Annotated in this window: 16 protein-coding genes; 8 read left to right on the forward strand and 8 right to left on the reverse strand. The window is 40.7% G+C overall.

Features of this window, described 5'->3' with window-relative positions:
• Positions 1 to 184: 184 nt before the first annotated feature.
• Positions 185 to 1,651 carry a TolB family protein gene (locus G4420_RS12575; protein WP_163323986.1) on the forward strand — a complete coding sequence of 489 codons (1,467 nt, stop codon included), beginning with the start codon at positions 185 to 187 and terminating at the stop codon, positions 1,649 to 1,651.
• A gap of 10 nt (positions 1,652 to 1,661) precedes the next feature.
• A complete protein-coding gene (locus tag G4420_RS12580; RefSeq protein ID WP_163323987.1) occupies positions 1,662 to 3,422 on the forward strand; it encodes a DUF6057 family protein in 1,761 nt (586 codons plus the stop codon).
• Between the two features lie 39 nt (positions 3,423 to 3,461).
• Here the strand turns inward: G4420_RS12580 and G4420_RS12585 are convergent, their stop codons facing one another.
• The 6 genes from G4420_RS12585 to G4420_RS12610 form a co-directional block, all read right to left on the reverse strand.
• On the reverse strand, positions 3,462 to 4,658 hold the full coding sequence (locus G4420_RS12585; RefSeq protein WP_163323988.1) for an MFS transporter: 1,197 nt from the start codon (positions 4,656 to 4,658) through the stop codon (positions 3,462 to 3,464).
• A gap of 249 nt (positions 4,659 to 4,907) precedes the next feature.
• Complete coding sequence (locus tag G4420_RS12590; protein ID WP_163323989.1) at positions 4,908 to 6,770, reverse strand: RagB/SusD family nutrient uptake outer membrane protein; 1,863 nt, start codon at positions 6,768 to 6,770, stop codon at positions 4,908 to 4,910.
• Positions 6,771 to 6,799: 29 nt separating this feature from the next.
• On the reverse strand, positions 6,800 to 10,231 hold the full coding sequence (locus G4420_RS12595) for a TonB-dependent receptor (protein ID WP_163323990.1): 3,432 nt from the start codon (positions 10,229 to 10,231) through the stop codon (positions 6,800 to 6,802).
• 134 nt (positions 10,232 to 10,365) lie between these two features.
• Positions 10,366 to 11,334, reverse strand: a complete 969-nt coding sequence (locus G4420_RS12600; RefSeq protein WP_163323991.1) for a FecR family protein — start codon at positions 11,332 to 11,334, stop codon at positions 10,366 to 10,368.
• Between the two features lie 128 nt (positions 11,335 to 11,462).
• A complete protein-coding gene (locus G4420_RS12605; protein ID WP_163323992.1) occupies positions 11,463 to 12,062 on the reverse strand; it encodes an RNA polymerase sigma factor in 600 nt (199 codons plus the stop codon).
• A gap of 119 nt (positions 12,063 to 12,181) precedes the next feature.
• Positions 12,182 to 13,837: an alpha-L-fucosidase gene (locus G4420_RS12610; protein ID WP_163323993.1), complete on the reverse strand. Its 1,656-nt coding sequence runs from the start codon at positions 13,835 to 13,837 to the stop codon at positions 12,182 to 12,184.
• Positions 13,838 to 14,077: 240 nt separating this feature from the next.
• Between G4420_RS12610 and G4420_RS12615 the strand changes: the two genes are divergently transcribed.
• The 4 genes from G4420_RS12615 to G4420_RS12630 all read left to right on the forward strand — a co-directional run bounded on the left by G4420_RS12615 (position 14,078) and on the right by G4420_RS12630 (position 18,571).
• Positions 14,078 to 14,803 (forward strand): FadR/GntR family transcriptional regulator, encoded by a 726-nt coding sequence (locus G4420_RS12615; protein WP_163323994.1) that lies wholly within the window; start codon positions 14,078 to 14,080, stop codon positions 14,801 to 14,803.
• Positions 14,804 to 14,817: 14 nt separating this feature from the next.
• The gene (locus G4420_RS12620) at positions 14,818 to 16,251 is read left to right on the forward strand and encodes a transglutaminase-like domain-containing protein (protein WP_163323995.1); all 1,434 of its coding nucleotides are present in this window, start codon (positions 14,818 to 14,820) and stop codon (positions 16,249 to 16,251) included.
• Between the two features lie 100 nt (positions 16,252 to 16,351).
• Complete coding sequence (locus tag G4420_RS12625) at positions 16,352 to 17,539, forward strand: C40 family peptidase (protein WP_163323996.1); 1,188 nt, start codon at positions 16,352 to 16,354, stop codon at positions 17,537 to 17,539.
• An 18-nt stretch (positions 17,540 to 17,557) separates the two neighbouring features.
• Positions 17,558 to 18,571 (forward strand): dipeptide epimerase, encoded by a 1,014-nt coding sequence (locus G4420_RS12630; protein ID WP_163323997.1) that lies wholly within the window; start codon positions 17,558 to 17,560, stop codon positions 18,569 to 18,571.
• An 80-nt stretch (positions 18,572 to 18,651) separates the two neighbouring features.
• On the opposite strand, the gene murQ is transcribed toward G4420_RS12630, so the two are convergent.
• Complete coding sequence (gene murQ / locus G4420_RS12635) at positions 18,652 to 19,473, reverse strand: N-acetylmuramic acid 6-phosphate etherase (protein WP_163323998.1); 822 nt, start codon at positions 19,471 to 19,473, stop codon at positions 18,652 to 18,654.
• Positions 19,474 to 19,481: 8 nt separating this feature from the next.
• The gene (locus tag G4420_RS12640; protein WP_163323999.1) at positions 19,482 to 20,315 is read right to left on the reverse strand and encodes a hypothetical protein; all 834 of its coding nucleotides are present in this window, start codon (positions 20,313 to 20,315) and stop codon (positions 19,482 to 19,484) included.
• 217 nt (positions 20,316 to 20,532) lie between these two features.
• Here G4420_RS12640 and G4420_RS12645 point away from each other — a divergent pair, with 217 nt between their 5' ends.
• The gene (locus tag G4420_RS12645; protein ID WP_163324000.1) at positions 20,533 to 23,505 is read left to right on the forward strand and encodes a golvesin C-terminal-like domain-containing protein; all 2,973 of its coding nucleotides are present in this window, start codon (positions 20,533 to 20,535) and stop codon (positions 23,503 to 23,505) included.
• A 19-nt stretch (positions 23,506 to 23,524) separates the two neighbouring features.
• The gene (locus G4420_RS12650) at positions 23,525 to 24,985 is read left to right on the forward strand and encodes a glycosyltransferase family 2 protein (RefSeq protein WP_163324001.1); all 1,461 of its coding nucleotides are present in this window, start codon (positions 23,525 to 23,527) and stop codon (positions 24,983 to 24,985) included.
• Positions 24,986 to 25,051: the final 66 nt, after the last annotated feature.

Genomic DNA, 25,051 nt, shown 5'->3' on the forward strand with positions numbered 1-25,051 from the left:
TCAAAACGAATTGAAATCAAAATCTCGTATTTTGAACGAATTTTAAAGATATTTGAAGATTTACTTCTGAATTGTAATTGTTTTCGTTGTAAATCTATCAATTTTTCCCGATAATTTAAGAAGTGTAGTTTGAATGATTTTATTAATTTCAGGCTTTGCAATAAACGCGATCATAAAACTAACAATGAGCCTACGGTACCATTTAATATACTTTGTCGGTTTGCTATTTCTATTCTCCTGTGTGTCAAAACCCAATGGGGAATTTTCAAAGAATAATAATCCGGTAAAAATATATCCCGACTACACTGAAGTTATTATTCCGGTTAATATTGCTCCTCTGAATTTTTTAGTAGAAGAAGCGGGAGATGCTTATTATCTGTCTATTTCTGGAGAAAAGGCAGGGAGTATAGCCGTTTCATCGCGGGATGGTCAATTTCGATTTTCAGAAAAGAAATGGAAAAAACTTCTTGGAGAAAACCTGGGAGCAAAAATCAGCTATCAAATTTCAGTAAAAAAGGAGGGCAAGTGGATTCAGTATCCTGCTTTCAACAATACCGTTTCTTCCGAAAAAGTTGATCCGTTTTTGTACTACCGTTTGTTATATCCGGGGTATGAAAGCTGGACCGAACTGAGCATAGTACAACGAAGCCTCGAGAATTTTAAGGAAAAGACGGTGATTCAAAATAACGTTGTGGGGCAAAACTGCGTCAACTGCCATGCTTTTAATAACCGAAATGCGGATGATTTTATGTTCCACATGCGTGGTAATTTGGGTGGTACTTATTTTGTTGAAGATGGAGATTTGAAAAAAGTGAACCTGAAAACCAAGGAAATGAATAACGGGGCAGTATATCCGCGCTGGCATCCGTCGGGGAAATATGTTGCTTTTTCATCCAATAAAGTGGTTCAGCAGTTTCATGCCAAGGAAAACAAAAAAATCGAAGTTTCAGATTTGAACTCTTCACTGGTACTGTACGATGTTGATGAAAATGAAATAATGCAGGTGCCTGTTGATTCGGAAAAACAATTTATGGATACTTATCCGGAATGGTCGGCTGATGGCCGGTTTCTGTATTTCTGTCGGGCTGCTCAAATTGCCGAGAATTACGATTACCGGGATATAAAGTATGATTTGTATCGGGTGGCGTTTGATCCTGAACAACGAAAATTTTCGGACCCTGAGTTGGTTTTCAACGCTGCAACTTTGGGGAAGAGCGTTTCTTTTCCACGGATAGCACCGGCCGGAAACGTGTTGATCTTTACCTTACACGACTATGGTTGTTTTTCGATCTGGCACAAAGAGGCTGATCTGTATTCGATTGATTTGTGGAATTTACAGGTGAATAAATGTGGAAATAACAGCGATTTTACCGAGAGTTACCACAGCTGGTCGTCGAATAGTAAATGGTTGGTATTTAGCAGTAAACGTGGCGATGGTCTTACAGCCCGCCCGTATATTTCGTTTGTTGATGAAAACGGTGTGACAAGCAAACCTTTTGTGTTGCCGCAGAAAGATCCCGGATTTTACAGGGAATTTGTAAAAACATTTAATATCCCTGAATTTGCTATAAAAGATGTTGATCTTGCTCCGGGAGAAATAAGAGAAACTGCAGGAAAAGAAGCCATACAAGCGCAATGGGCAACTAACTAAACCAATTGAAATGAATTCAGTTCCAAAAAAAACCAAAGCAATTACCCGCTTTTTTCCTGCAGTGTTACTATTTCTGTTCGCCACAGTATTTCTGTACCGTTTTACCGACTATATTTTCTTTTACCAGGAGAAATCATCCTTATTTCAAACCGGTTTTTCTTTCCTGCAACAGCATTTAGAGAGGCCGGGCGGTTTTCTGGAATATCTGGGGAAGTTGCAAATTGCATTCTATTATTACCCTTTGGTTGGAGCATTGATTGTGAGCACGCAGATATTACTAATTGTTTGGTTAATCTCCGGAATAGGAAAAAAATTGGGAGCAGAAAATTTTCTGTTTGCGGCATTTTTAATGGGAGCTCTATTGTTTTATCTGCAAACCAATTACCAGTATCAGGCAATAAATAATCTGGGAATTTTAGTTCAGCTACTTTTATTTGTTGGATTAATTCAGAGCAAACCCAAATCTGAGTGGAGGGTGGTAATTCTGCTTCCCGTTATATACTTTCTGTTTGGTAGTTTCTCTATTCTGCTCCTCGGTATTACAACTGTATACTTTCTGTTACAAAAAAGTTGGGTGAAGCCGGCATTGAGTTGGTTCTGTTTTGCGGTTTTCTTTTGGATCGGCAAGGAATTCTTGTTTTTCTATACCACTGAGTCACTTCTGGTGTTTCCGTTTTCGGTTACCACTATCGGGGGACAGGTAGTTCTATTCGGTTTGGTGATTTTATTATTGCTGTTCGTACCTGTATTTGTCAGATTCAGAATTAATCTAATCGAGCGGATAAAAATCAGACAATTAAAATTGGCCATGTTTTCTCCGTATTTGATTTTGGCTTTGCTCGCTGTGGTTGCTTTTCAGAATATTGATGAAAAGAGTAAACACTACTTTCATGCTGAGAAATTATTTTACGAGCAGAAATATGATGAGCTGATTCGTTATAATTATGACGATCCCACCAACAATAAGCTGACGCTGTTTTTAAATAATGTGGCTTTGGCCGAAACCGGACGTTTAGCGGATTCATTTTTTAAATTCAGGCAGAGTGACGATGGCAGTACACTGTTTTTAAAGTGGCAAAATGTTAATCAGTTTATACGATTAGGCGGATATTACTATTATGCCATTGGTGTGATAAACGAGGCGCAGCGTTGGGCATACGAATACAAGGTAATATATGGCTACACGCCCGAAACACTAAAAATGCTGATTAAAACCGAACTGATCAAAGGAAATTACCGAACGGCGGAAAAATACATAACGATTCTCGACCGATCGTTGTTTTATAAGGAGGATGCACGCAATTTCAGGAAATTCCTTAACGATGATGCTGCCGTTTGGAGCGACGAGGAATTGGGAAAAAAGAAGCAACAGGATAGTAAACTCGATTTTTTTGTAAAAAGCGATATGCCCTGGTTAAACCTGCTGCCTGTATTAGATGCTGATTCGAATAATCCGATGGCCTTGCAATACGAACTGTCTTGGCTGATGCTGCAGAAAGATATGAAAGGAATTGTTGAATTGTTGCCGGCCTTGGAAAATGCAGGGCTAAAAAAGATTCCTAAAAATGTTGAAGAAGCTGTTGTTACCTACAAATTATTGCGGGTGGGAGAGATGCCTGAGCTTAAACAGTTGCAAATTGACCCTGAAACCGAACAGCGATTTCAACGGTATTACCAAATATATCAGCAAACCCGGTCGAACAAAAGAAAAGCTCAAATTGCGCTTCGTGAGTTTGCTGATACTTACTGGTATTATGTCTTTTTTAATTAACGGTTTGCCTTGCTGAATTTTATTGAATCTTGCTTGATATTATTGCGATTTTAAAAGCTCATCGTTGTTTTTAAATAACAACATAAATGCGACCACCAAAACCACTGAACTTAGCGTGGATATTCCCCAAATTGCATTCCAGTTATAGCCTGCATCGCTTTTAAAATTGGCTATTAATTCGCTGCAAATAAAGTTTCCAACCAAAAGACCGGCACCAAAAGTTACCAGGAAAATAAAACCTTGTGCTTGTGATCTTAATTCGGCAGGTGCTTTTTTATCGATGTAAATCTGGCCGCCAACATAAAAGAAACCAAATATTAATCCGTGAATCAATATTCCGATATAATACATCCAGCTTTGGTTGATAATACCGCCTGCATAAAACGAAAAGTAGCGTACGGTTAAGGCAAGCAAACCAAAGATCATCACTTTTCGTAAGCCAAACTTTTTAATGGCCGGCGGAACCAGTAGTAAAAATCCCATTTCGGCCAGCACGCCCCAGTTCATTGTAACTGAAATGTATTTTGTATTAATGTTCAACAAAAACTCGGAAAAGAACGAGTAATACATCGCAAAGGGAATTAGCGACAGGAAAGAGAAAATGATAAATAGGGCAAAATTCTTATCGCGCATTAATTCAACTGTTCGCAAGCCAAAAGCATCAATTATCGAACCTTTTTTCCCTTTGGCCGGAGGAGGGGTATTTGGCAATGTAAGGTTAATAAATACGGCTATTATACTTACTGCAGCACCGCAATAAAACGGTATGTTTGTTCCGTCGAAATCAAGGCCTAAAAAGCGAATAAAAATTACACTAAAAATGCCGGATGCTACCCATCCAATTGAACCAAACACCCTGATCTTTGGGAATTGTTCAGACGGAAGGTGCGCCATTGCAATAGAACTGGTTAAACTCCAGCTGGGCATGTAACCCAACATGGCAATAAGCAGAAAAATAAATAGTAAATCGGGTTGGTTTGTAGTTCCGGCAAGCAATAACATTACAGCATTCAGCAAGTTTAAGGAGGCCAATACTTTTTGTCCGGGGAAAAAACGATCGGCCAGCATGCCAATAACCGGCGATACGAGGCAGCCAATAGCCATTGAACTTAAAATCATCGATTTTTCGAAACTGCTAACGTCGAGGTTGGTTAAATAAGCAGCAAGAGGAACCCACCAAACAGCATACATCATGTATTGGAGGAGCATCATCAGGGACAGTTTTATTCTAATCATGACAATAGGATTTTAGGCAATGGGCAAATACCAGTGCATAGATTTAAGCAATACTATTAATTTGAGAACCGTTAACCTCTTCAGGTTCAGATAAGGTTAAGTGAATGTTTGGAAAATTCAGATAGTATTTTTCTGAATTTCAGTTATTGAAATTTGTCTTTCTTACTGTGAAAAATACGAAATGAATAGGTTGATATAAAAAGACCGGCAACTTGAGCCGGTCTTTTATATACTAACTAAACTAAACGACTAGTTGTAACCGGGATTCTGTTGCAACTGTGGAGCTTTGTTTATTTCTGTACGTGAAATTGGTAACCAGTAGTTGGCATCATTCCACGATCTTGCATCAGCATCTGATGAAGTGTCGTAGAACCATTCGTGGCTACCATCTGCGTAATGATAGATTTTTATTGGATGAACGGTTTTAATGACGTCTTCTGCAATCATCCATTTACGAATCATATACCAGCGGTCGCCTTCACCAAAGAACTCTACCATTCTTTCGTGACGATACCATTCTCTGGCTTCTGCCTGGTCAGTTGTCATTTTATCAGGTAATCCTGCACGGTTACGAATCATATTCAGTGCATCCATACCTTTTTCAACTTCATTCAATTCAATACATGCTTCTGCATAGTCCAGAACAACTTCAGCGAACCTCATTTCTATCCAGGCATTTTCGTTGTTAAAATATTGTCCAACGGTTGCCGGATCCTGGTATTTTTTGATGTAGTAACCGTTTTTAGTACCGTTCCATGCTTCGATTGGTCCCTGGCGGGTATCAACTCCGGCAGTTTGTGTACCATCGGCTGCAATATAATAACCGGTTTGAACACGATTGTCCGGGTCGAATGCTACTGCATCGGTTGGGCGTTGGATCCATGCTGCGCCATCAAAAAGAACAGTTGCATAAAAGCGTGGTTCCCTTCCAACGTATGGATTAATTTGTGGATCAGCTGCCAGTTCAGCAGCTGTTGCTTCGCGTACTTCTTCATCGCCCGGATTGTATTTGTCCCAAACGAAAGAACTACCATCGGCCATTTCGAATTCGCGAACTGCAAGTTCGTTCGGACCGTTGTTTCCCCAGTTGTGGTAACCATTCGGTCCCCACCATCTGTTTTGAGTAGTTCGGTTACCCTGCGACTGCAAGTGTTGCACACCCCAGATAGCTTCATCATTCCATTCGCCTTTTTGCGTAAAAATGCTAAAGAAGTTTTCAGAATAAGCATCAATATCAGCATCAGTTAATGGAGAAGGAGGATCGTCAGTTCCACCTGTTAATGAGTAATCTCCATAGTCTCCGTCCATAATTCCTTTGGCAATGGTTTGCGCCTGAGTGAGTAAAGACGTTCTGCTATGCGACTGGAACGAAACCAGCGGATCATCAGAATAAGCTCCATGCATTAATTCACCAGCACTCCAGCTTAAAATACGCGATTTTAACGCTGCAGCAGCACCTTTTGTAGCGCGGCCCTGATCCATACCATCTTTGGTTGGAAGTCCGGCAATTGCTTTATCAAGGTCGGCAATAATAAAATCAAGTGTTGCATCTAGCGAAGATCTGTTAATAGATAAGAAATCTTCACCCAGTTCGAATGGCTGGTCAACCAGTACCAGACCACCGTACGAGCGCATTAAGTTTACATAGTCGAAAGCACGGATAAAATAAGCTTCGGCAATGTATCTTGCCAGATCTTCTGCGTCTTTTGATTCTGGGGTAGGCACGTTTGGCGCATTTGCAAGAAATACGTTTACGTTTTTAATATTGCTGTATAGCCCCCACGTAATCCAGTTGAAACGCCAGTTTCCAAAGTGTCCCAATTCATCGGGGCTCATATTACCCTTTACAAACGGGTAACCTGCCGGACGGTGTATACACATTAATTCATCGGTAGCTCCAGCCAGTAGGTCTTCTCTTAATCCTAATAACATATTGTTATCAACGCCAATATAGTCGTAACATCTGCCCAAATATGCTTTTGTTAGGTTTAAGTCTTCAAAAACAGATTCCTCGTTAAAAGCATCAACCGCCTTTTGGTCGAGAATATCGTCGCATGATGTCGTTGCAATAATCAGCGTCAACACCAGTATCGAACCTAATATTTTTTTCATATTCTTCATTTTTCAAAATTCATTAATTACTAAAATGTAACTTTAACACCAAGAGCCATAGTTCTTACAGCAGGATATTGCATAGGAGCTCCAATTTCCGGATCGAAGTTCTTTTGAGCAGCATAGAGCAGGAACAGGTTGTTTCCTGCAAAATATACCTGAGCTCGTGAGATTCCCAAATCGCCAAATACAGTATTTGGAATGGTGTAAGTAAGAACGGCATTTTTCAATCGGCAATAAGCCATATTATCCAGGTGGTAAGTACTCATATGGTTATCAAACGACCAGTATAAGTCATCGCGGTTGTATGCTCTTGCTACATCAGTATTGGTGTTTTCAGGTGTCCAACGGTTGTCGAAACTCCACTGGAAATAGTTACCTGCTTCACCACGACGTCCATCCGAAATGTTCATGCGGTAATATTTACCCTGACCTTGTGCCAGTACTGATAAGTGCCAGTTTTTGTAGTCTACGTCGATAGATAAACCGTAACTTACTTCAGGCATATCGGTTTGGTCGATAAGAATCTGGTCATCGCTGGTAATTGATCCGTCACCATCCACATCGCGGAATATAACATCACCTGGTTTTGCATTATCCCAGTGAGGATAAGCATCAACAGCTGCCTGATCCGCAAATACGCCAATAGCATCGTACATTAACCAGGCTCCGTAGGGGTGTCCGGTGCGTTGTTGCCATGGTTCTGCTCTTTCTGGCTCATCCATAAATACCACTTCGTTGTGATTGTATGAGAATTGACCGGTAAGGTCAAGACGAAGGTCGGAAGTAATATTTTTATGGTATCCGGCTTCCAACTCAAAACCACGGTTATCAACTTCAGCAATATTTTCATCAGGTAATGCCAATCCTGTAAATCCCGGAACTGAAGCATCTCTTGACGCTAGGATATCAGAACGTTTGCTGTAGAAAACATCTGCATCGAAAGAGATTAAGTTATCAAGAATTTGCGATTCGAAACCCAAGTTGTAAGTAGTTTGTTTTTCCCAGGTAATGTTTGGGTTAGCTACAACTGATTGTTGAACAACAGTTTCAACCTGTTTTCCTGAGCCCATGGTTAAACCGGTTCCCAGTCCATATTTATTCATGTATTGGAATGGATCACCCGGGTCCATACCCATTTTACCATATGATGCCTTCAGTTTGAAGTAGTTGATAGCCGATAGATTATTTTGCCAGAAACTTTCTTCAGAAGCTCTCCATCCCAACATTAAACCAGGGAAATTACCCCAACGGCTATCAGGTGGAAATTTTAACGAACCATCGCGACGGAACAGTGCTTCAACTAAATATTTTCCTGCATAACTATAGTTGGCACGACCAATAATTGATTTACGTGCGTAAATATACATTGATCCCCAGTTGTCTTTATCGGTATCGGAACCGGCGTCAATAGTTTGTACAACGTCAGAGATGTAGTATTTACGGAATGCTCCCATTTCATTTCTATTTTGTTCTATCTGTTCGTAGGCTCCGAAAATAGAGAATGAATGCTCGCCAAAGTCGCGTGCATAGTTGAAGTTGAAGTTTGCTAATTTCCTGATATTTCTGCGATAGGTTTCAGCAAGTTCAGGAGAAGAGTATCCACGTTTAGCGGGAGTCAGATCCATATCAATAATATAGCCTTCTGAATCATAAGTAGCAGAATCCCAGTTTTCAGTGTATAATGTCCATGGTTTACGGAATTCTTTTCTGTACCAGTTTGATATATCGTATGAATAATATCCGCTAAGAGTTAAGCCTTTAACCATTGGAGGTGTAATGGTTGCCTTAAAAGTTAACTGGTTGATGTAGTCTTTCTGGTCGTTATAACCACCTTCAAAAGTAGAAGTTACAACAGGGTTATCACCATATTCAATATCCGGTCCCGGTAATCCGTTTGGCCAGAATGACCAACGGGTAGGAAGCAAACGGGTTGACTGGCCATAAATAGCACCTGCACCTTTTGTTGGGTACAATTTGTTATTTAAGAAACCCGCGTAATCAATCGATGTGGTTAACCAATCAGTAATAGGAAGTTCCAGCTTTGCACGCAGGTTGTATTGCTTGTAATTGGTTGATTCCTGTTTGTAAATTGCTTCTTCGTTTTTGTAACCCAACGATACGTAGTAATACATTCCGTTAGTACCACCATCGATACTAAAGTTATGTTTGCTGGTAGTTGTCCATTTGTCTACTAAGTCGCCAACCCAGTCACTATTTGGGTGTACCCATGGGTCTCGGCCACTGTAAAACAATGCAATCTCATCGTCAGAATAAGTACGCTCTTTGTTTTCGTAGTCCTGGTATTCACTCAACATCGTGGCATAGTCGCCGGCGTTGGTTACTTTAGGAAGAATAGTTGGAGTCATAAAACCCTGGTAAAACTGGTAGTTTAATCTTGGTTTTCCTGATTTTCCTTTTTTGGTAGTTACAAGGATAACACCGTTTGCTGCAGTTGAACCGTAAATAGCAGCCGACGCATCTTTTAGTACCGATACGCTTTCAATATCAACCGGGTCAACATCGCTTAGCGAACGACCTGGGATTCCATCAATAACTACAAGAGGAGCAGTTAATTCCGGGTGGTCATCACGATCACCAAGTGTAGTACGTCCACGTACCAACAGAGTAGCATCACTCTGTCCCGGTTCACCTGTAGTTTGAATACCGGTAACACCACTCATACGACCCGATAGTGTGTTGGTAACGTCGGCAGCAGGGATAGCTTCAATTTGCTCTCCGCTAACAGTTGCAACCGAACCTACCACATTTGCTTTTTTCTGAGAAGCATAACCTACGGCAATTACTTCTTCAAGACCAATTGCCTCAGCCTCGAGGGTAATGTTGATGGTTGTTTTGTTGCCAATGTTTACTTCCTGGGTTTTCATCCCTACGAATGAAAAAACAATCACTTTGGCATCAGCCGGAATACCGGTTAAATTGTAATTACCGTCAACATTGGTTACAATACCAACGGTTGTTCCTTTAACGATTACCGATACACCCGGAAGAGGCATACCTTCTTCGTCGACAACAGTACCTGAAATTGATTTTTCCTGAGGATTGTCCGAACTGCTAACAGATGTTGCTTTGCTGGCTTCAGGATAAACAATAACTTGTCGGTCAATTACCTGGTAAGCTAGATGGTGTTGTGGTAAAATTTCATCTAAAATTTCTTCAACACGTGCATCTTCAGTCGTTACCGACACTTTTTGATTGTCGTTTACAACATCGTTGTTGTAAACAAATTTGAACTCGCTTTGATCAGCGATGGTTTGAAATACCTCTTTCAGGCTGGCCTTTTTCATTTTTAAATCGAACTTAACCGATTCAGAATACGTGCTGGCCTGTACACTAACAGCAATCGCCAGTAACAATGCCATAGTGACACCTGCTACGCGACGAAATTTTGTTAGCCATCCCGATGAACAGGAAAGCTTAGCATTAATGCATTTTTCCATACAATAATAGTTTAGTTTGTTAAACAATAAAATTTAGTTCATTTAAATCTCCCGTATTAAAGAGTTGATCAGACTCACGGGAAGATTTTCTGTTTTGTTCTTAATTCATCATTTTTAATCGTGTCTTTTTTTATTTATTCTATAATTATTCCATTAGTATTTATTTTGTATTCAAATGTTTTGGCCACGCTCAGTAATTCGAGTATTCGTTCCAGCGATTCTTCTTCAAACTCTCCAGAATATTTCAGTTTGCCTGTAACTGAGTCGGAAACAAAAATCCTTGTTTCAAAATGGCGCTCCAGTTTTTTCGAAATGCTAAACAAATCTTCATCATAAAACCGCAATATTCCATCTCGCCATTGAGCCGGTTTTCCCAGATCAGTATGCAATAGTTTCATTTTTCCGGTGTTGGTGTTGTAATAAGCACGATCTCCCGGATTCAAAATGGCAGTATTGTTATTCGTGTTCGGATTTAGCTGAACCTTGCCTTCGTATAACGAAATCTCATGAATATCGTCGGTGGGGTAGGCTACTACATTAAAATGTGTTCCCAAAACTTTTGTTTTAAGGTTCGAGGTTTCAATAATAAAAGGCTTCTCTGCATCCGGAGCAACCTCAAAATAAGCTTCGCCAAACAGTGTAACTTCTCTTTTATCGCCAATAAATGGTTCGCTGGCAATTAACAACGACGAGGAGTTTAACCATACTTTGGTTCCATCGCTTAAGGTAACAGTCTTAATTTCTTTGGCTTTGCAACTGTACTGGTTTAATGTAGGTGCCTGCTTTTTTTCTATGATATAGTTTATTGAAAATGCCATTGATACTATTAATAATACAGAGGCTGCAATTCCGATCCATTTCCAGTTATTAGTTTTCGGACTTTGGTGATATGTGAATCCAAGCTTTTTTTCAGTTTGCTGTATTATAGCGTGTTTTTTTGCTTTTGGGAAATAGTTCCTCCAGAAGGTATTAATTAGGGAATAACTTCGGGCAGTGGATTTATTTTCGTCCAGCTCGTTGTTAAGAAGTCCATCTTCTTCCTCGCTAATGGATTCTGTTAGCTTTTTAACAATGAGCTCGTAGGTATTGTCTTTGTTCGTCATCTTTTGTCTTTCTACCTAAAAAGACGTTTGTATTTTGTACTATACCTAATTCAACAATAAAAAAAATAATAAATATTAGTTGTTAATGAAAATGGAAGGGGATGACAGTTATAACGTAGAGCGTTTTTTTACCAGATGAAAGAGAATAAACTGGCTTGTTTTAATGGCGAATTTTTTGCTTTCTTTTTCTTATCAATGCCAAGCGCTTCCGTTATTTTTTTAAGTGCAGTTACTAGGTGGTTATTTACCGTTTTTTCTGATATGTTCATTATTACGGCAATTTCGCGGTGTTTGAAGCCATTTATTTTTGCAAGAGAAAAAGCTTCTCGGCATTTAGGAGGCAGCTCACCAATGGCTTCGTAAATTTTATTTAGCATTTCTTTTTCCAGCGTCTCCTCATCATTGCTTTCTACTGCGGGGAATAAAAAATCATTGTATTCATCGATGAATACAATTTTTTCATTTTTCATTTTCCGGAGATGTGACAGACAGCCATTCTTTACTGCAATAAAAAGGTAGGACCTGATATTTTGGATAGTGGGGAGTTCTGATCTTTTATGCCATATTTTAACATAAACATCGCTTACAAGTTCTTCTGCAATTTCCTGATTGCGTACAAAACTTAACGCGTACTGAAGTAATTCATCAGAGGTGACTTCCATTAATAATTGAAAGCTTCTGGTATTTCCTTCGGCAATTAACAGTTTCGTTCTTTGATCGTTTAGCATCTAGTATAAGCAAGTTGTGCAGCTCATTTATTAAAGAGATACACTTTAGTTTAGTTTAATGAAAATAAAAGTAGTGAACCTTAATGTAAAAAAAAAGGATTTTGTAAAAAATGATTTTGCTAGTTTGTTGAAATTGTTCTGTAGTTCCCATAAATAGTAGCTTTTGGATGTTTCGCAACCGTTCGGTACTGGTAGGTAATTTTTTTGTTCTTAATCGGAAGCCTGAACATAAAGAAGTTATCCTCGATTTCCAGATTTTTTGTTTCGATCCATTCATTAGAATTTAGCTCATTAATAAAGTCGGGACGCGGGCGATATTGAAAGCAAACTTTAAGATTTTCCGGATCGCCTTGTTCAATTATTTTTCCGTTGAATTGTATGTAACTCGTGGCGCCGGATAGTATAATTTCGGCTTCTTCGGTAGCTACAACGGGTGGAATAAATGCAGGTTCAGCATTGGTAATTTTTAAAACAAGCGGATTGTTCCACTTATGATTATTGTATAAACGTTGTGCACGCACACAGGAAATATGTAAACCATCTTCTTCCTGTTTAAAAAATGTAGTTGCATTAATGTCAGGCATGTATTCAACGCGTTTTCCCGATTGCCCTAATACTTCAACGTTGGTATTTTCGGTAGTGTTAACCGATTTCAAAACAAACTCGCGACGTTCGCCACGTGGCCACTCCGCTTGTTTGGTAAGAATTGCATAAAGTGTTTTTTCTTCCGGTTTCCAGGTAAACCATATATTTTCTTCGTTCGGTATAATCCAGGGTTTTGTAGCTTCAATAGCTTCGCCGTTAACATAGTTCCAGGCCGCAATTTCACGCAACAGATTTTCCTGTTCTTCGGGAATATCACCATTTGGTTTTGGCCCGATATTAAGCAGTTGGTTACCTCCTTTTGCACGTGATTCAACCAGTATTTCAATTAATCGGGTACCGGTTTTATACACTTCATTGGCAGGTTTGTAGGCCCATTGTGTTCCCATGGTTAAACACGCTTCCCAAGGATCGGAAAGCGTGGTGCCTGGCACGGTTTGTTCCGGTGTTTCCATAGCACCGCGTGTTATTACCACGTCGGGGTGAAGTTCCCAAGCTACTTGTTTACATTTTTCAAGCAAAGGTCCTTCGCCTCCATCGTAAAAAAGAATATCAATATCGCCGTATTTAGCCATTAATTCAATGGTTTGCAATTCATTCAATTCTACATATTTCTTCATTAAATGTGGTGGAATGTCGTTAATGTTTGTGCGGCGAATCTCAAGTCCGTTTTCATGCAGAAAATGAAAATCCTCAGGCGAAAAATAGAATCCAACTGCCAACCCTGCTTCGCGTGTAGCTTCAACATATTCTTCTAACATGTCTTTTTTATAAGGAGTATTGGTGATGTTAAAGTCGGTGGTTTCGGTGTCCCACATGCAAAAACCCGAGTGGTGTTTTGTGGTGAACACAATGTATTTCATTCCAGCAAGTTTGGCAAGAGTAGCAATTTCGTTTGCATCAAAATCTTTCGGATTAAACGTTTTTGGAAGCTCGTTAATGTAGCGGTTCAGGTAATCTTCGGACGCACCTACCATCGAGTGGCTGATTACAATTCCCAACTGGCTGTCGAAACTAAAATGGATGAATAGTCCAAAACCAAGATCACGGAACCATTCAACACGCTCGGGTTTGTTCAGGTTTAAAGTTTCGGTGTTGGTTGTTTCTGACGATTGTGCCCACAGAATTACTGAAAATATTACTAACAGAAATGTTATACCTGACTTTATCATAGCAAGAAAGATTGATGTTTTAAGGACTGTTAAAGTACTAAAAAATTATTGGGGCACAAGTTGTAAAAATGGTCATATTTTTACAGTAAATGCAATGTTTTACTAATCAGAGGTATACGATTTTTGTGTATTGAAATTCAACCAATATGATTGTATAAATATGTATATTCTATTAAAATGCTACATTTGTAATATGTAGTACAATTAAACGTATTTACCACTTGACCAAAATTTACGAAAATGGATGAAATCTTTAGAAAAATTGGAAGTAAGCTAACTTTGAGCCAAAAAATTGAGCGAAGGATAGAAGCTGCTATCAGGGAAAAAAAACTACCTGTAGGCTCCAGGCTTCCAACAGAACGGGAGTTGTGTGAATCATTCGGAGTTAGCCGAACAGCATTGCGCGAAGCTTTGCGTAGGTTAAGTGCACGCGGATTGGTAGAAATAACAAAAGGTAGCGGAATGACGGTTACCGGGTTAAGGATTGATGATGCCATTGAAAATCTGAATTTGTATTATGACATGCAGTTCGATCATAACCTGATTGCTCAAATTATTGAAGTACGCAGGTTATTCGAACCTGAGATTGCCGGCCTGGCAGCCAAACAGCGAACACAAAACGACTTAAGCGATATTCAGGATAATATTGAAGCTTTTAAGGCTTGCAATCCCGATAATATTCAAATGGAAGCCGACCTTGATAATAAATTCCATTTGCTGATCGCCAAGGCAACGCATAACCCGATCGTGCAGATTTCGATGGAGCCAATTTATTCGCTTCTGCCACGCATGCGAAATCTGATTTATGCAAATGTGGAGGGTGAAAAGGACATTACGCTCGAATATCACCTGAAAATATTTGATGTAATAAACAAGCAAAAAAGCGACGAGGCAGCTGAGCTGATGAAAGTGCATTTACGTCGTACAATGGAAATCTACCAGAAATACCTCCACAATTCTTATTAGTGTACAACGGTTTTATGAAACTTTTAAAAGGCGTATTTTTTATTGGTTTGGCATTGCTTGTTTTTGCATGTCAAAGTAGGAAAGAGGAAGTGTTCAACTATCAAAATTATTTATCGCAGGGAAAATTCAAAGAAGCTGAAAGCAGGTTGAGTGAGCAACTTTCTGATGATCCTCAGAATAACCAGTTGATTATTCAGTTGGAAACTATTCGGCGTATACGAAAAGAGTTTCCTTACACGCGGGCCGATGTAAAAGAACAGTTGCACGAATATTTTCCTGATTTAACAGATGAAGATCTGACCCAATGGGAAAATGCCAGGCAGCTGGAAATGCGCGTTATCGATGGTGAAAAGCGCTATTTTTCAAGGGCAGTCAGCAATTTCTTTCGTTTAAACGAAACAGCCGGAAAGATTAGGGAAGAAAAGAAGGGGAAAGCTTACGATGGTGTGGAAGATTTTCAACAGACCGTTATTCCGCAGTGGTTTGAAAAAGCTATTGAGCCGCGAAAGCCTTTTAATCCGCAACGCATAAAAGTAAATTATACGATTACGCTCGACGCCAACGCAGTGCCGGCAGGCGAATTGGTAAGATGTTGGTTGCCTTATCCGCGAACCGGATCGCAGCGTTTGCCAAAGGTCGAATTTTTGGAGGCCAGCCAAGAGGATTATACAATTGCTCCGAATGAAACGATACAGCGAACCGTTTATATGGAGAAAAAAGCGGTGGAAGGTGAGAAGACGGTTTTTCAAATCTCCTATATCTTTGAAACTGCAGCTCAGTGGTTCAATATTAAACCGGAAGATGTAAAGGTTTACGATAAAAACTCGGAGCTTTATAAAAAATACACCGCCGAGCGTTTGCCACATATTGTGTTTAACGACCAGATAAAATCATTAGCTAAAAATATTGTTGGCAACGAAAAAAATCCGGTTAAGCAGGTCGAAATGTTGTATTATTGGATAAACGATAACATTCCGTGGGCCGGTGCGCTCGAATATTCGGTTATGCCTTGTATTCCGTGTTATGTGCTCGAAAATATGCACGGCGATTGCGGTATGCAAACTTTTTTGTTTTTGAGTATGGCTCGTAGTCTCGATATTCCGTGTAAATGGCAAAGCGGCTGGTATTTGTTGCCGCAAACCAAAAACCTGCACGACTGGGCCGAGGTGTATTACGAAGGAGTGGGGTGGGTGCCTGTTGATCCCTCGTTTAAGTTGATCGATTCGGAAGACCAGCGTATAAAAGAGTTTTACCTGAACGGGCTGGATTGTTACCGACTGGTGGTAAACGATGATTTTGCCTGCGAACTGGTTCCGCCTAAAAAGTTTTATCGAAGCGAACCTTTTGATTTTCAGAGGGGAGAGCTGGAATGGGAGGGTGGTAACCTGTATTTTGATACATGGGATTATCATCTCGAATTAGAATATTTGCCGGCTACCGAAAACTAATTGTATCTTGATGTTAAGTATGAATTTTTCGAGTGATAATTCTTCGGAAAAATCACTTTAAAATTTATATTTGTAATATGTAATACAAATTTGACAAGGCATGAAATTTACTCACATTATTTTTCTATTCTTTTTGGTTATGGCATCTTGTACGCAACAACAACAATCATCTGACATTGAACAGCAAATTGATCAGTTGATCGATCAGCAGATTAAAGATAAACGCGTAGATTATTGTAAGATAAGTGTTTCGTTTAACGAAGGACAGCCGGCAATAACCGGAGCCACAGTTTCGAAAACTACTTTTGATGCCTTAAGAACGTTTGCATCTGAAAAGGGATGTGATTTTTCTGTAGACCTGTTACCTGATGGCGCTTTCAGCGAAAATCCATGGGGCATTGTTACAATTTCAGTTTGTAATATTCGGAGTAACTCAAGGCATTCGGCCGAGATGTTGACGCAGGCCATTATGGGAACTCCCGTTAAGGTATACCGTAAAGAGGATGGCTGGTATTTAATTCAAACGCCCGACCGTTATTTTGGCTGGGTTGATGGCGCCGGAATTGCCGTAAAAAGCAATAACGAAATGGCCGAATGGAAAACGTTTAAGAAAGTACTTTATAAAAATCAATATGGTTTTGCCTATACCGAAGCGGATGCTAAATCAAACATTTCAACCGACCTGGTACTTGATAATCTGCTAAGTGTGGTGGATGAAACAGCTGGATTTTATAAAACAGTTTTTGCAGACGGTCGTGAAACTTTTGTGAAAAAGGACGAATGTATGGGCCTTGATAATTGGTACAATAAAAGTGTTGTCGCAAAAGATGTGCCGGCAACCGCCGAAAAATTTATGGGCGTTCCGTATTTGTGGGGCGGTACCTCGGCGAAAATGGTTGATTGCAGCGGTTTTGTAAAATCGGCTTATTACCATTATGGAGTAATTCTGCAACGCGATGCATCGCAGCAAACATTATACGGAGAGTTGGTTCACACAGACAACGGATACGAAACCTTGGAAGCAGGAGATTTGGTGTTTTTCGGACGAAAAGCTACCGAAGACCAACGCGAAAGAGTAACGCATGTTGGGTTGTGTTTGGGCGATCAGGAGTTTATCCATGCATCGGGGAAAGTGCGTATAAACAGCTTGAACCGCAACAGCGAAAAATATACCGAACATTACGAAAAAGGTTTTGTACGTGCCCGCCGAATTATCGGTAACGTTGATGGAGACGGAATTGAGTGGGTAGTTGACAACGCTTTTTTCAAACAGGTTTTACCGGAATAACATCAAGAATCAGAACACATGCAATTACGTTTTAAACCTTTTGAACTTCAGTTAAAACATACTTTTACGCTGGCTACAAGTTCGCGAACAACCACGCCTGTAATGTTGGTTGAATTGGAGCACGACGGGCTAATTGGATATGGAGAAGCTTCCATGCCGCCTTATTTGGGCGAATCGCACGAAACAGTTGCCCGCTTTTTGAATAAAGTGAACTTGTCGAGATATAACGATCTGTTCCGTATGGATGAAATTCTGGAATATGTGGATCAGCTGGAGCCGGGAAACCGCGCAGCAAAAGCCTGTATTGATATCGCTTTGCACGATTTGGTGGGTAAAATATTGGGGCAACCCTGGTATAAAATCTGGGGATTAAAACCTGAAAATACACCATACACAACCTACACCATTGGTATTGACACTCGCGAAGTGGTAATCGAAAAAACCAAAGAGGCCGCTGAGTTTAAAATGCTAAAGGTAAAAATGGGGCGCGATAACGACAAAGAGCTGATTGAAACCATTCGTTCGGTTACCGATGTGCCTTTGTGTGTGGATGTAAACCAGGGTTGGAAGGATAAACACGAAGCACTCGACATGATTCACTGGATGGATGAAAAAGGGATTGTTTTTGTGGAGCAGCCAATGCCCAAAGAACAACTGGACGATATGGCCTGGCTAACGGCGCACAGCCCGCTGCCAACTATTGCCGACGAAGCTTTTCAACGCATTCACGATATTCCGAAATTTAAAGATGTTTACTCGGGAATAAACATTAAGCTGATGAAAAGCACCGGTATGCGCGAGGCAAAGAAAATGATTGATGTAGCACGTGCTCTGGATATGAAGGTTATGATCGGGTGTATGACCGAAACCTCGTGTGCTATTTCAGCAGCTTCGCAGTTGTCGCCACTTTGCGACTGGGCCGACCTTGACGGCGCTTTGCTAATTACCAACGATGTTTTTGATGGTATGAAAGTGATTGACGGGAAAGTTACACTGAATGATCTTCCCGGAATTGGCGTAGTTAAGCGCTAAGCGCATATAAAAAAAAGAACCGAAAAACTGATGACTCAGTTATTATCGATTCTTTTCTTTCGCATAGATTGTAATCTGTCCTAAACAGATTTCTGTCCTGATTTTTTGTAATTATCGAGTACGGCCCGAACTGATCCGTGTAAGAGTAACAGGCGTTTGGCTTCTTCAAACTCAATGCCCAGTTCATCAACGATCATTTTCGATCCGCGTTCAACCAGCTTTTTGTTGGTAAGCTGCATGTCAACCATTTTGTTGCCTTTTACGCGGCCCAGTTTTATCATCAGCGAGGTGGTGATCATATTCAGTACCATTTTCTGGGCTGTTCCGGCTTTCATTCTGGTACTGCCGGTTACAAACTCGGGGCCTACAATTGGTTCGATGGCAATTTTTGCCACCTTGGCAATTTCCGAGTCCGGATTACAGGTGATACAAGCGGTAAGTAATCCGTTGTTATTGCCATCTTGCAAAGCACCAATAACATATGGTGTGCCTCCAGAAGCTGCGATTCCAACAATGGTGTCGCGCTCGTTTACTTGAAACTTCTGCAGGTCTTCCCAACCTCCATGAATATTGTCTTCTGCGGCTTCAACAGCCTTGCGAATGGCACGGTCGCCACCGGCAATAAGACCGATTACAACGCCATCAGGCATACCATACGTTGGCGGTATTTCCGACGCGTCAAGAATTCCCAGTCGCCCGCTGGTTCCTGCGCCCAAATAAAACAAGCGACCGCCTGATTTAATGCGCTCAACAAGTTGAGTGACTAATTTCTCTATCTGTGGAATTTCTTTTTGTACGGCAACATGAATTTTTGCATCCTCGTTGTTAATTCCGGTTAACAGTTCTTCAACTGTCATCTGGTCGAGGTTGTCGTATAAAGATGATGATTCTGTGACCCTCATTTTTCTTCTTAATTGGTGTGGAACTTTTTAAGTCCGTTTATAGGTTTATCAATAATATTTCCGATCTCTATCTTTCGGTTGAACGCAACTTCCTTAAGTAAATCTGAATAGTGGTACGCAATCGAACCCACAAAGTTTACCGTGTAGTTTTGATAGTCGTTATAGCGCTCAATATTCCTAAAAAAGAAATCGGTAAAACTTCTTTTTATCAGATTCTGAACGTAAATATGATTTTTATTTTTGCTCAAAAATTCTGAAAATTTAGCAAGGTAGCGACTCGGGTATTCCTGGCGATAAACTGCGTTTAAAACATCTACCATCTCCAGGTGCAGATCGCTTTCCATTTTGTGTTTCAGGTCTTCGGGAACGGCGCGTTTAAAATAGTCGTTCAACAGAAGTTTTCCAAGGTAAGCACCGCTTCCTTCGTCGCCCAGAATGAAACCCAGCGTTGGCACTTTGTCAATAATTTCCGATCCGTTGTAAAGGCACGAATTGGTTCCGGTGCCCAAAATGCAGGCAATTCCCGATGATTTTCCCAACAGTGCGCGTGCCGCTCCTGTAATATCGTCTTCAACAGTTATCGATGCTTTTGGAAATACTCTTTTCAGCGCATCCGAAACAACATGGTCGGTTTTGCCCTTTATGCATCCCGCACCATAATAATGTACTTCGCTTACCTCTTCTTTTTGATCGTTTGTAAATGTGCTTGAAAGAGTGGCAAAAATTTCGTCGGTTTGCTGGAAAAAAGGATTAATTCCAGGTGTGTTAATTATAAATTCTTTTTCAGGACTAATAAATAACCAATCGGTTTTTGATGAGCCGCTGTCTGCTATTACAATCATTCTGATACTATTGGTTTATTTTCAGAAATTTTCTGTCGCAAATGTACAAAATCTTTTTTAATTGGTAATATGTAATACAAATTTTGCATACATTTGTTGCCATTATCTTAGTCGGAAAACTATGAAATGAGCATGTTTATGGATTCGTGCCATACAAAATGACTAAATTTAAATTGCGAATTCCATACGATGCTAATCGAGTAAACAATTTTGTCGTATGAAAAATTTAAACCTGACTAAATCACAAATCCTTAAAGTAAGCAAGAAAATGGCAAAATTTCTGTTTTTCTTGGTCCTAATTCTCGTTGCTACTTCTGTAAGCGCTCAGCAAAAAGAATCGCTGAAAGAGCAATTGAATAAAGTGCTGAAGCAAAAAAGCAGTGCCGCATTCTACGTGGGTAACGAAAATTACATTAACGGAAAAAGGGTGGCGCTTGACACTGCCTACTTCTCGCCAGGTAACGATACATTGTATCTTTATTTTAACAAAGCGCTGGCAGAAATGCCTTTTCGGGAAAACAGTTTGTCGGCAGTTCGCGATTCGATTCAAAATATTTTACCCGATTCTTTAAAAGAGATCTCTTTAAAAATAAGGGCCAACCAGTTGGCATTAGAAGAACTGGTGCCTAATTATTACAGAAACGAAATTTCTGTTGATAAAAACAGGTTGACTCCGGTGAGTAGAAACCGCAAAAATGTGGTTCAAAAGGTACGTCCGTATTCGATTTCTGAAGGTTTGGACGGCGCAAATATTGCCTTATGGAACAGTCACGGCTGGTATTACGAACCTGCCCGCGACCGATGGGAATGGCAACGCGCACGTTTGTTTTCCAACCTTGAAGATATTTCGCCCAGTTCGTTTGTAATCCCGTTTATTATTCCGATGCTGGAAAATGCAGGAGCCAATGTTTTTAATGCACGCGAACGCGACTGGCAGATCAATGAAGTGGTTGTTGACAATAATAAATCAACTGGTAAAAGCAAATTCAAAAAACCACGAAAACGGAATGCTGACGAAAAAGGATTTGCTTACGCTGAATTGATTCAGGGAACCACAAATCCTTTTCAGGAAGGAACGGCAGTCCGATTCGAAAGCCGGAATAAACCAAATGTTGCCACCTATATTCCTGATTTCCCCGAAGAGGGTGAATACGGTGTTTATGTTTCGTATGCAAAAGGAGACGGGCCGGTGACTTATCGCGTAACGCATTCAGGAGGAGTAAGCGATTTTTTGGTTGACCAACGAATGGGCTATGGAACCTGGATTTATCTCGATAAGTTCTATTTCAATGCCGGAAAAGATAAAGAGGCCGCCAAAGTAGAGTTGATTGTACCCGAAGGCGAGGGAAAACATTTCTCGGCTGATGCTGTACGTTTTGGCGGAGGTATGGGAAACATAGTCCGCAATGGGAGACCTGGCGGGTTAGCCCGTTTTTATGAAGGAGCCCGATACAACCTGCAATATTCCGGAGCACCCGATACGCTCGTGTGGAACCTGTTCAACGGCGAAGACGACTACAAAGATGATTATATGAGTCGTGGGGAATGGGTTGACTGGTTGATGGGAGCGCCTTTTGGCCCGACGAAAAACCGCATGGCTCAGGGGCTGGAAATTCCAATCGACCTGGCTTTTGCATTTCATACTGATGCCGGAATTCTGCCCGACAACCAGATTGTAGGAACGCTTGGGATTTATTCGACCGACCGGGATACTTCCGTTTTTCCTGACGGACAATCGAAATATGCCTCACGCGATTTAACTGATTTAATACAGACGCAGATTGTAAGCGACATAAATGCCGTGTATAAAAGCAACTGGACACGCCGCGGAATGTGGAACTCGCAATACAGCGAAGCTTATCGTCCGCAGGTACCAACCATGTTGCTGGAGTTATTGTCGCACCAAAACCTGGAGGATGTAAAATATGTGCTGAATCCAAAATTTCGTTTTGATGTTTCGCGTGCCATTTATAAAGGAATGTTACGTTTTATTACATCGCAAAACGGGCAGGATTATGTGGTGCAGCCTTTGCCGGTTGATCATTTAAATGCCCGGTTTATCAACCAACAGGAGGTGAAATTATCATGGAAACCGGTGATTGACGAATTGGAACCAAGCGCAGTACCTGATCAATATTTGGTTTATAAACGGGTTGGCGATAACGGTTTTGATAACGGTACCCTGGTAACTGAACCAGAAATTATATTGACCGGTTTGGAGCCCGGAAAAGTCTATGGATTTCGGGTTACTGCTGTAAACGCCGGTGGCGAAAGTTTTCCTTCGGAAACGCTGGCAGTTGGAATGGCCGAAAACAGCAAAGGCGAAGTTCTGATCGTAAATGGTTTCGACCGTATTGACGGACCTGCTATTTTTGAAACCGATTCGCTGGCGGGCGTTTGGCGATTTCTCGATCATGGTGTGGCTTATGGATATGAAATGTCGACTACAGGCGATCAGTACGATTTCGAACGCAAATCTAACTGGTTGGATGACGATAGTCCGGGATTTGGAGCCAGCTATGCCGATCTGGAAACAACCATTTTCAGAGGTAATACTTTTGATTTTTCGCTGGTTCATGGAAAAAGTCTGTTGGCCAATGGCTATAGTTTTGTAACGTCGAGCGATGAAGCGGTGGAAGAAGGTTTGGCTGATCTTGAAACCTACAAACTGATTGATCTGCTTTACGGTGAAGAGAAACAAACTTTTCTGCCGGGTAAGGATTCTGTTCCTTATTTCGAAATCTACACTGACAAAATGATAAATGTGCTTTCTGAATATGCAGAAAATGGCGGAAACATTTTTATGTCGGGTGCGTATGTTGGTACGGAAATTCCAAAAGATAAAACGCAAAAAGAACGCATTGGTATGCTGTTTGGATTTAAATGGCGAACCGATCATGCGGTAAAAAACGGGTTGTTTTATTCCGCGAATACAAATAGTACCTTTACAGGAGCGTTCAATACCGATTACACCTTGGAGCAATACCCGGTTGAAGCGCCCGATGGAATAGAAGCGTACAATGAAAATGCGAAAACGATTTTTCGATATGCTGAAAATGGAATTAGTGCAGGCGTTTTTTATGAAAATAAACACAAGTCGCTGGTGTTGGGATTTCCTTTTGAAAGTGTAAAAAGCCAGAATGAACGTGATGAGTTGATGCGCGAAATACTGAAAATGTTAAATTATTAAGAGAATAAAACAAGAGATAATGACTAAAATTAACTGTTTCGTACCCGCTACGGCCTGGTCGCAAGTGGCGGAAATGATTGGCGAATTACAGGCCAATCCTTCAGTAAATAAAATATTTTTACCCGAAAATGTGGCTAAAGAAGCCGGCGAAAAGGCAGAAGCTTTTTCGTTTGATACGTTAACTTCAACTGTAACGGTAAAACAAATGGCTGCTTTGGCAGAAGACATGGATTACGTATTGTTGCTGACTAAAGTGACAGCTGTAAAACTGGGGCAGTTTGCCATCGAGCGATTGGTGGACACTGCTGAATTAACCGGCGCTGTAAAAGTGTATTCCGATTACTACGAGGTGAAAGAAGGCAAGTTGACAACGCATCCGGTAATCGATTACCAGGAAGGCAGTTTGCGCGACGACTTTAATTTTGGGTCGCTGGTATTGTACAAAGCCGATACATTTCAAACGGCGGTTAAAAACATGACGCAGGATTTCGAACATGCCGGAATGTATTACCTGCGTTTAAAAGTGGCGCAGCAAGGCGAGTTGTTCCGCATTCCTGAGTTTTTATATACCATCGACGAGACTGACAACCGCAAAAGCGGTCAGAAAATATTCGATTACGTAGATCCGAAAAACCGTCAGGTGCAGGTTGAAATGGAACAGGCAGCAACCGAACATTTAAAAGATGTGGGTGCGTGGATTAGTCCTGATTTTACTTCGGTTGAAATGGATGAAAAGGCTTTTGCGAAAAAAGCGTCGGTGATCATTCCGGTACGTAACCGCGAAAAAACCATTGCCGATGCAATCGAGTCGGTGCTGATGCAAAAAACGGATTTCGATTTTAATCTGATCGTTATCGACAATCACTCTACAGATAAAACCACTTCCATTATCAACTCATTTGCTGAAAAAGATGATCGTGTGGTACATATTATTCCTGTACGCGAGGATCTTGGAATTGGCGGATGCTGGAACCTTGGAGTTCATGATTTGCGATGTGGAATGATTGCTATGCAGCTCGATAGCGACGATATTTACAAAGATGAAAATACTTTGCAAAAGGTGGTTGATGTTTTTGAGACGGAAAAATGTGCCATGGTTGTAGGCACTTACCAGTTGGTGAATTTCGATTTGGAAGAAATTCCTCCGGGTATTATCGACCACAAAGAATGGACGCCCGATAACGGAAAAAACAATGCATTGCGCATTAACGGTTTGGGGGCTCCGCGTGCGTTCTATACGCCGGTTTTGCGCGAAGTAAAAATCCCGAATACCAGTTATGGTGAAGATTATGCAGTTGGTTTGGCGATTTCAAGAGATTATCAGATTGGCCGTATTTACGATAATTTGTACCTCTGCCGTCGTTGGGATGATAACTCGGATGCCGCGCTGGATATTGTGAAAATGAATGCACACAATACCTACAAAGACCGGATTCGTACCATCGAGTTAAAAGCTCGTCAAAGAAAGAACAGAGGGTAGAATTTAAGTTTCACGCAAAGGAAGAAAGAAGCGCAAAGTGCGCTAAGTTTTGTTTCTAGTCTTGAT

The sequence above is a fragment of the Draconibacterium mangrovi genome, assembly GCF_010586825.1.
Taxonomy (GTDB): Bacteria; Bacteroidota; Bacteroidia; order Bacteroidales; family Prolixibacteraceae; genus Draconibacterium; species Draconibacterium mangrovi.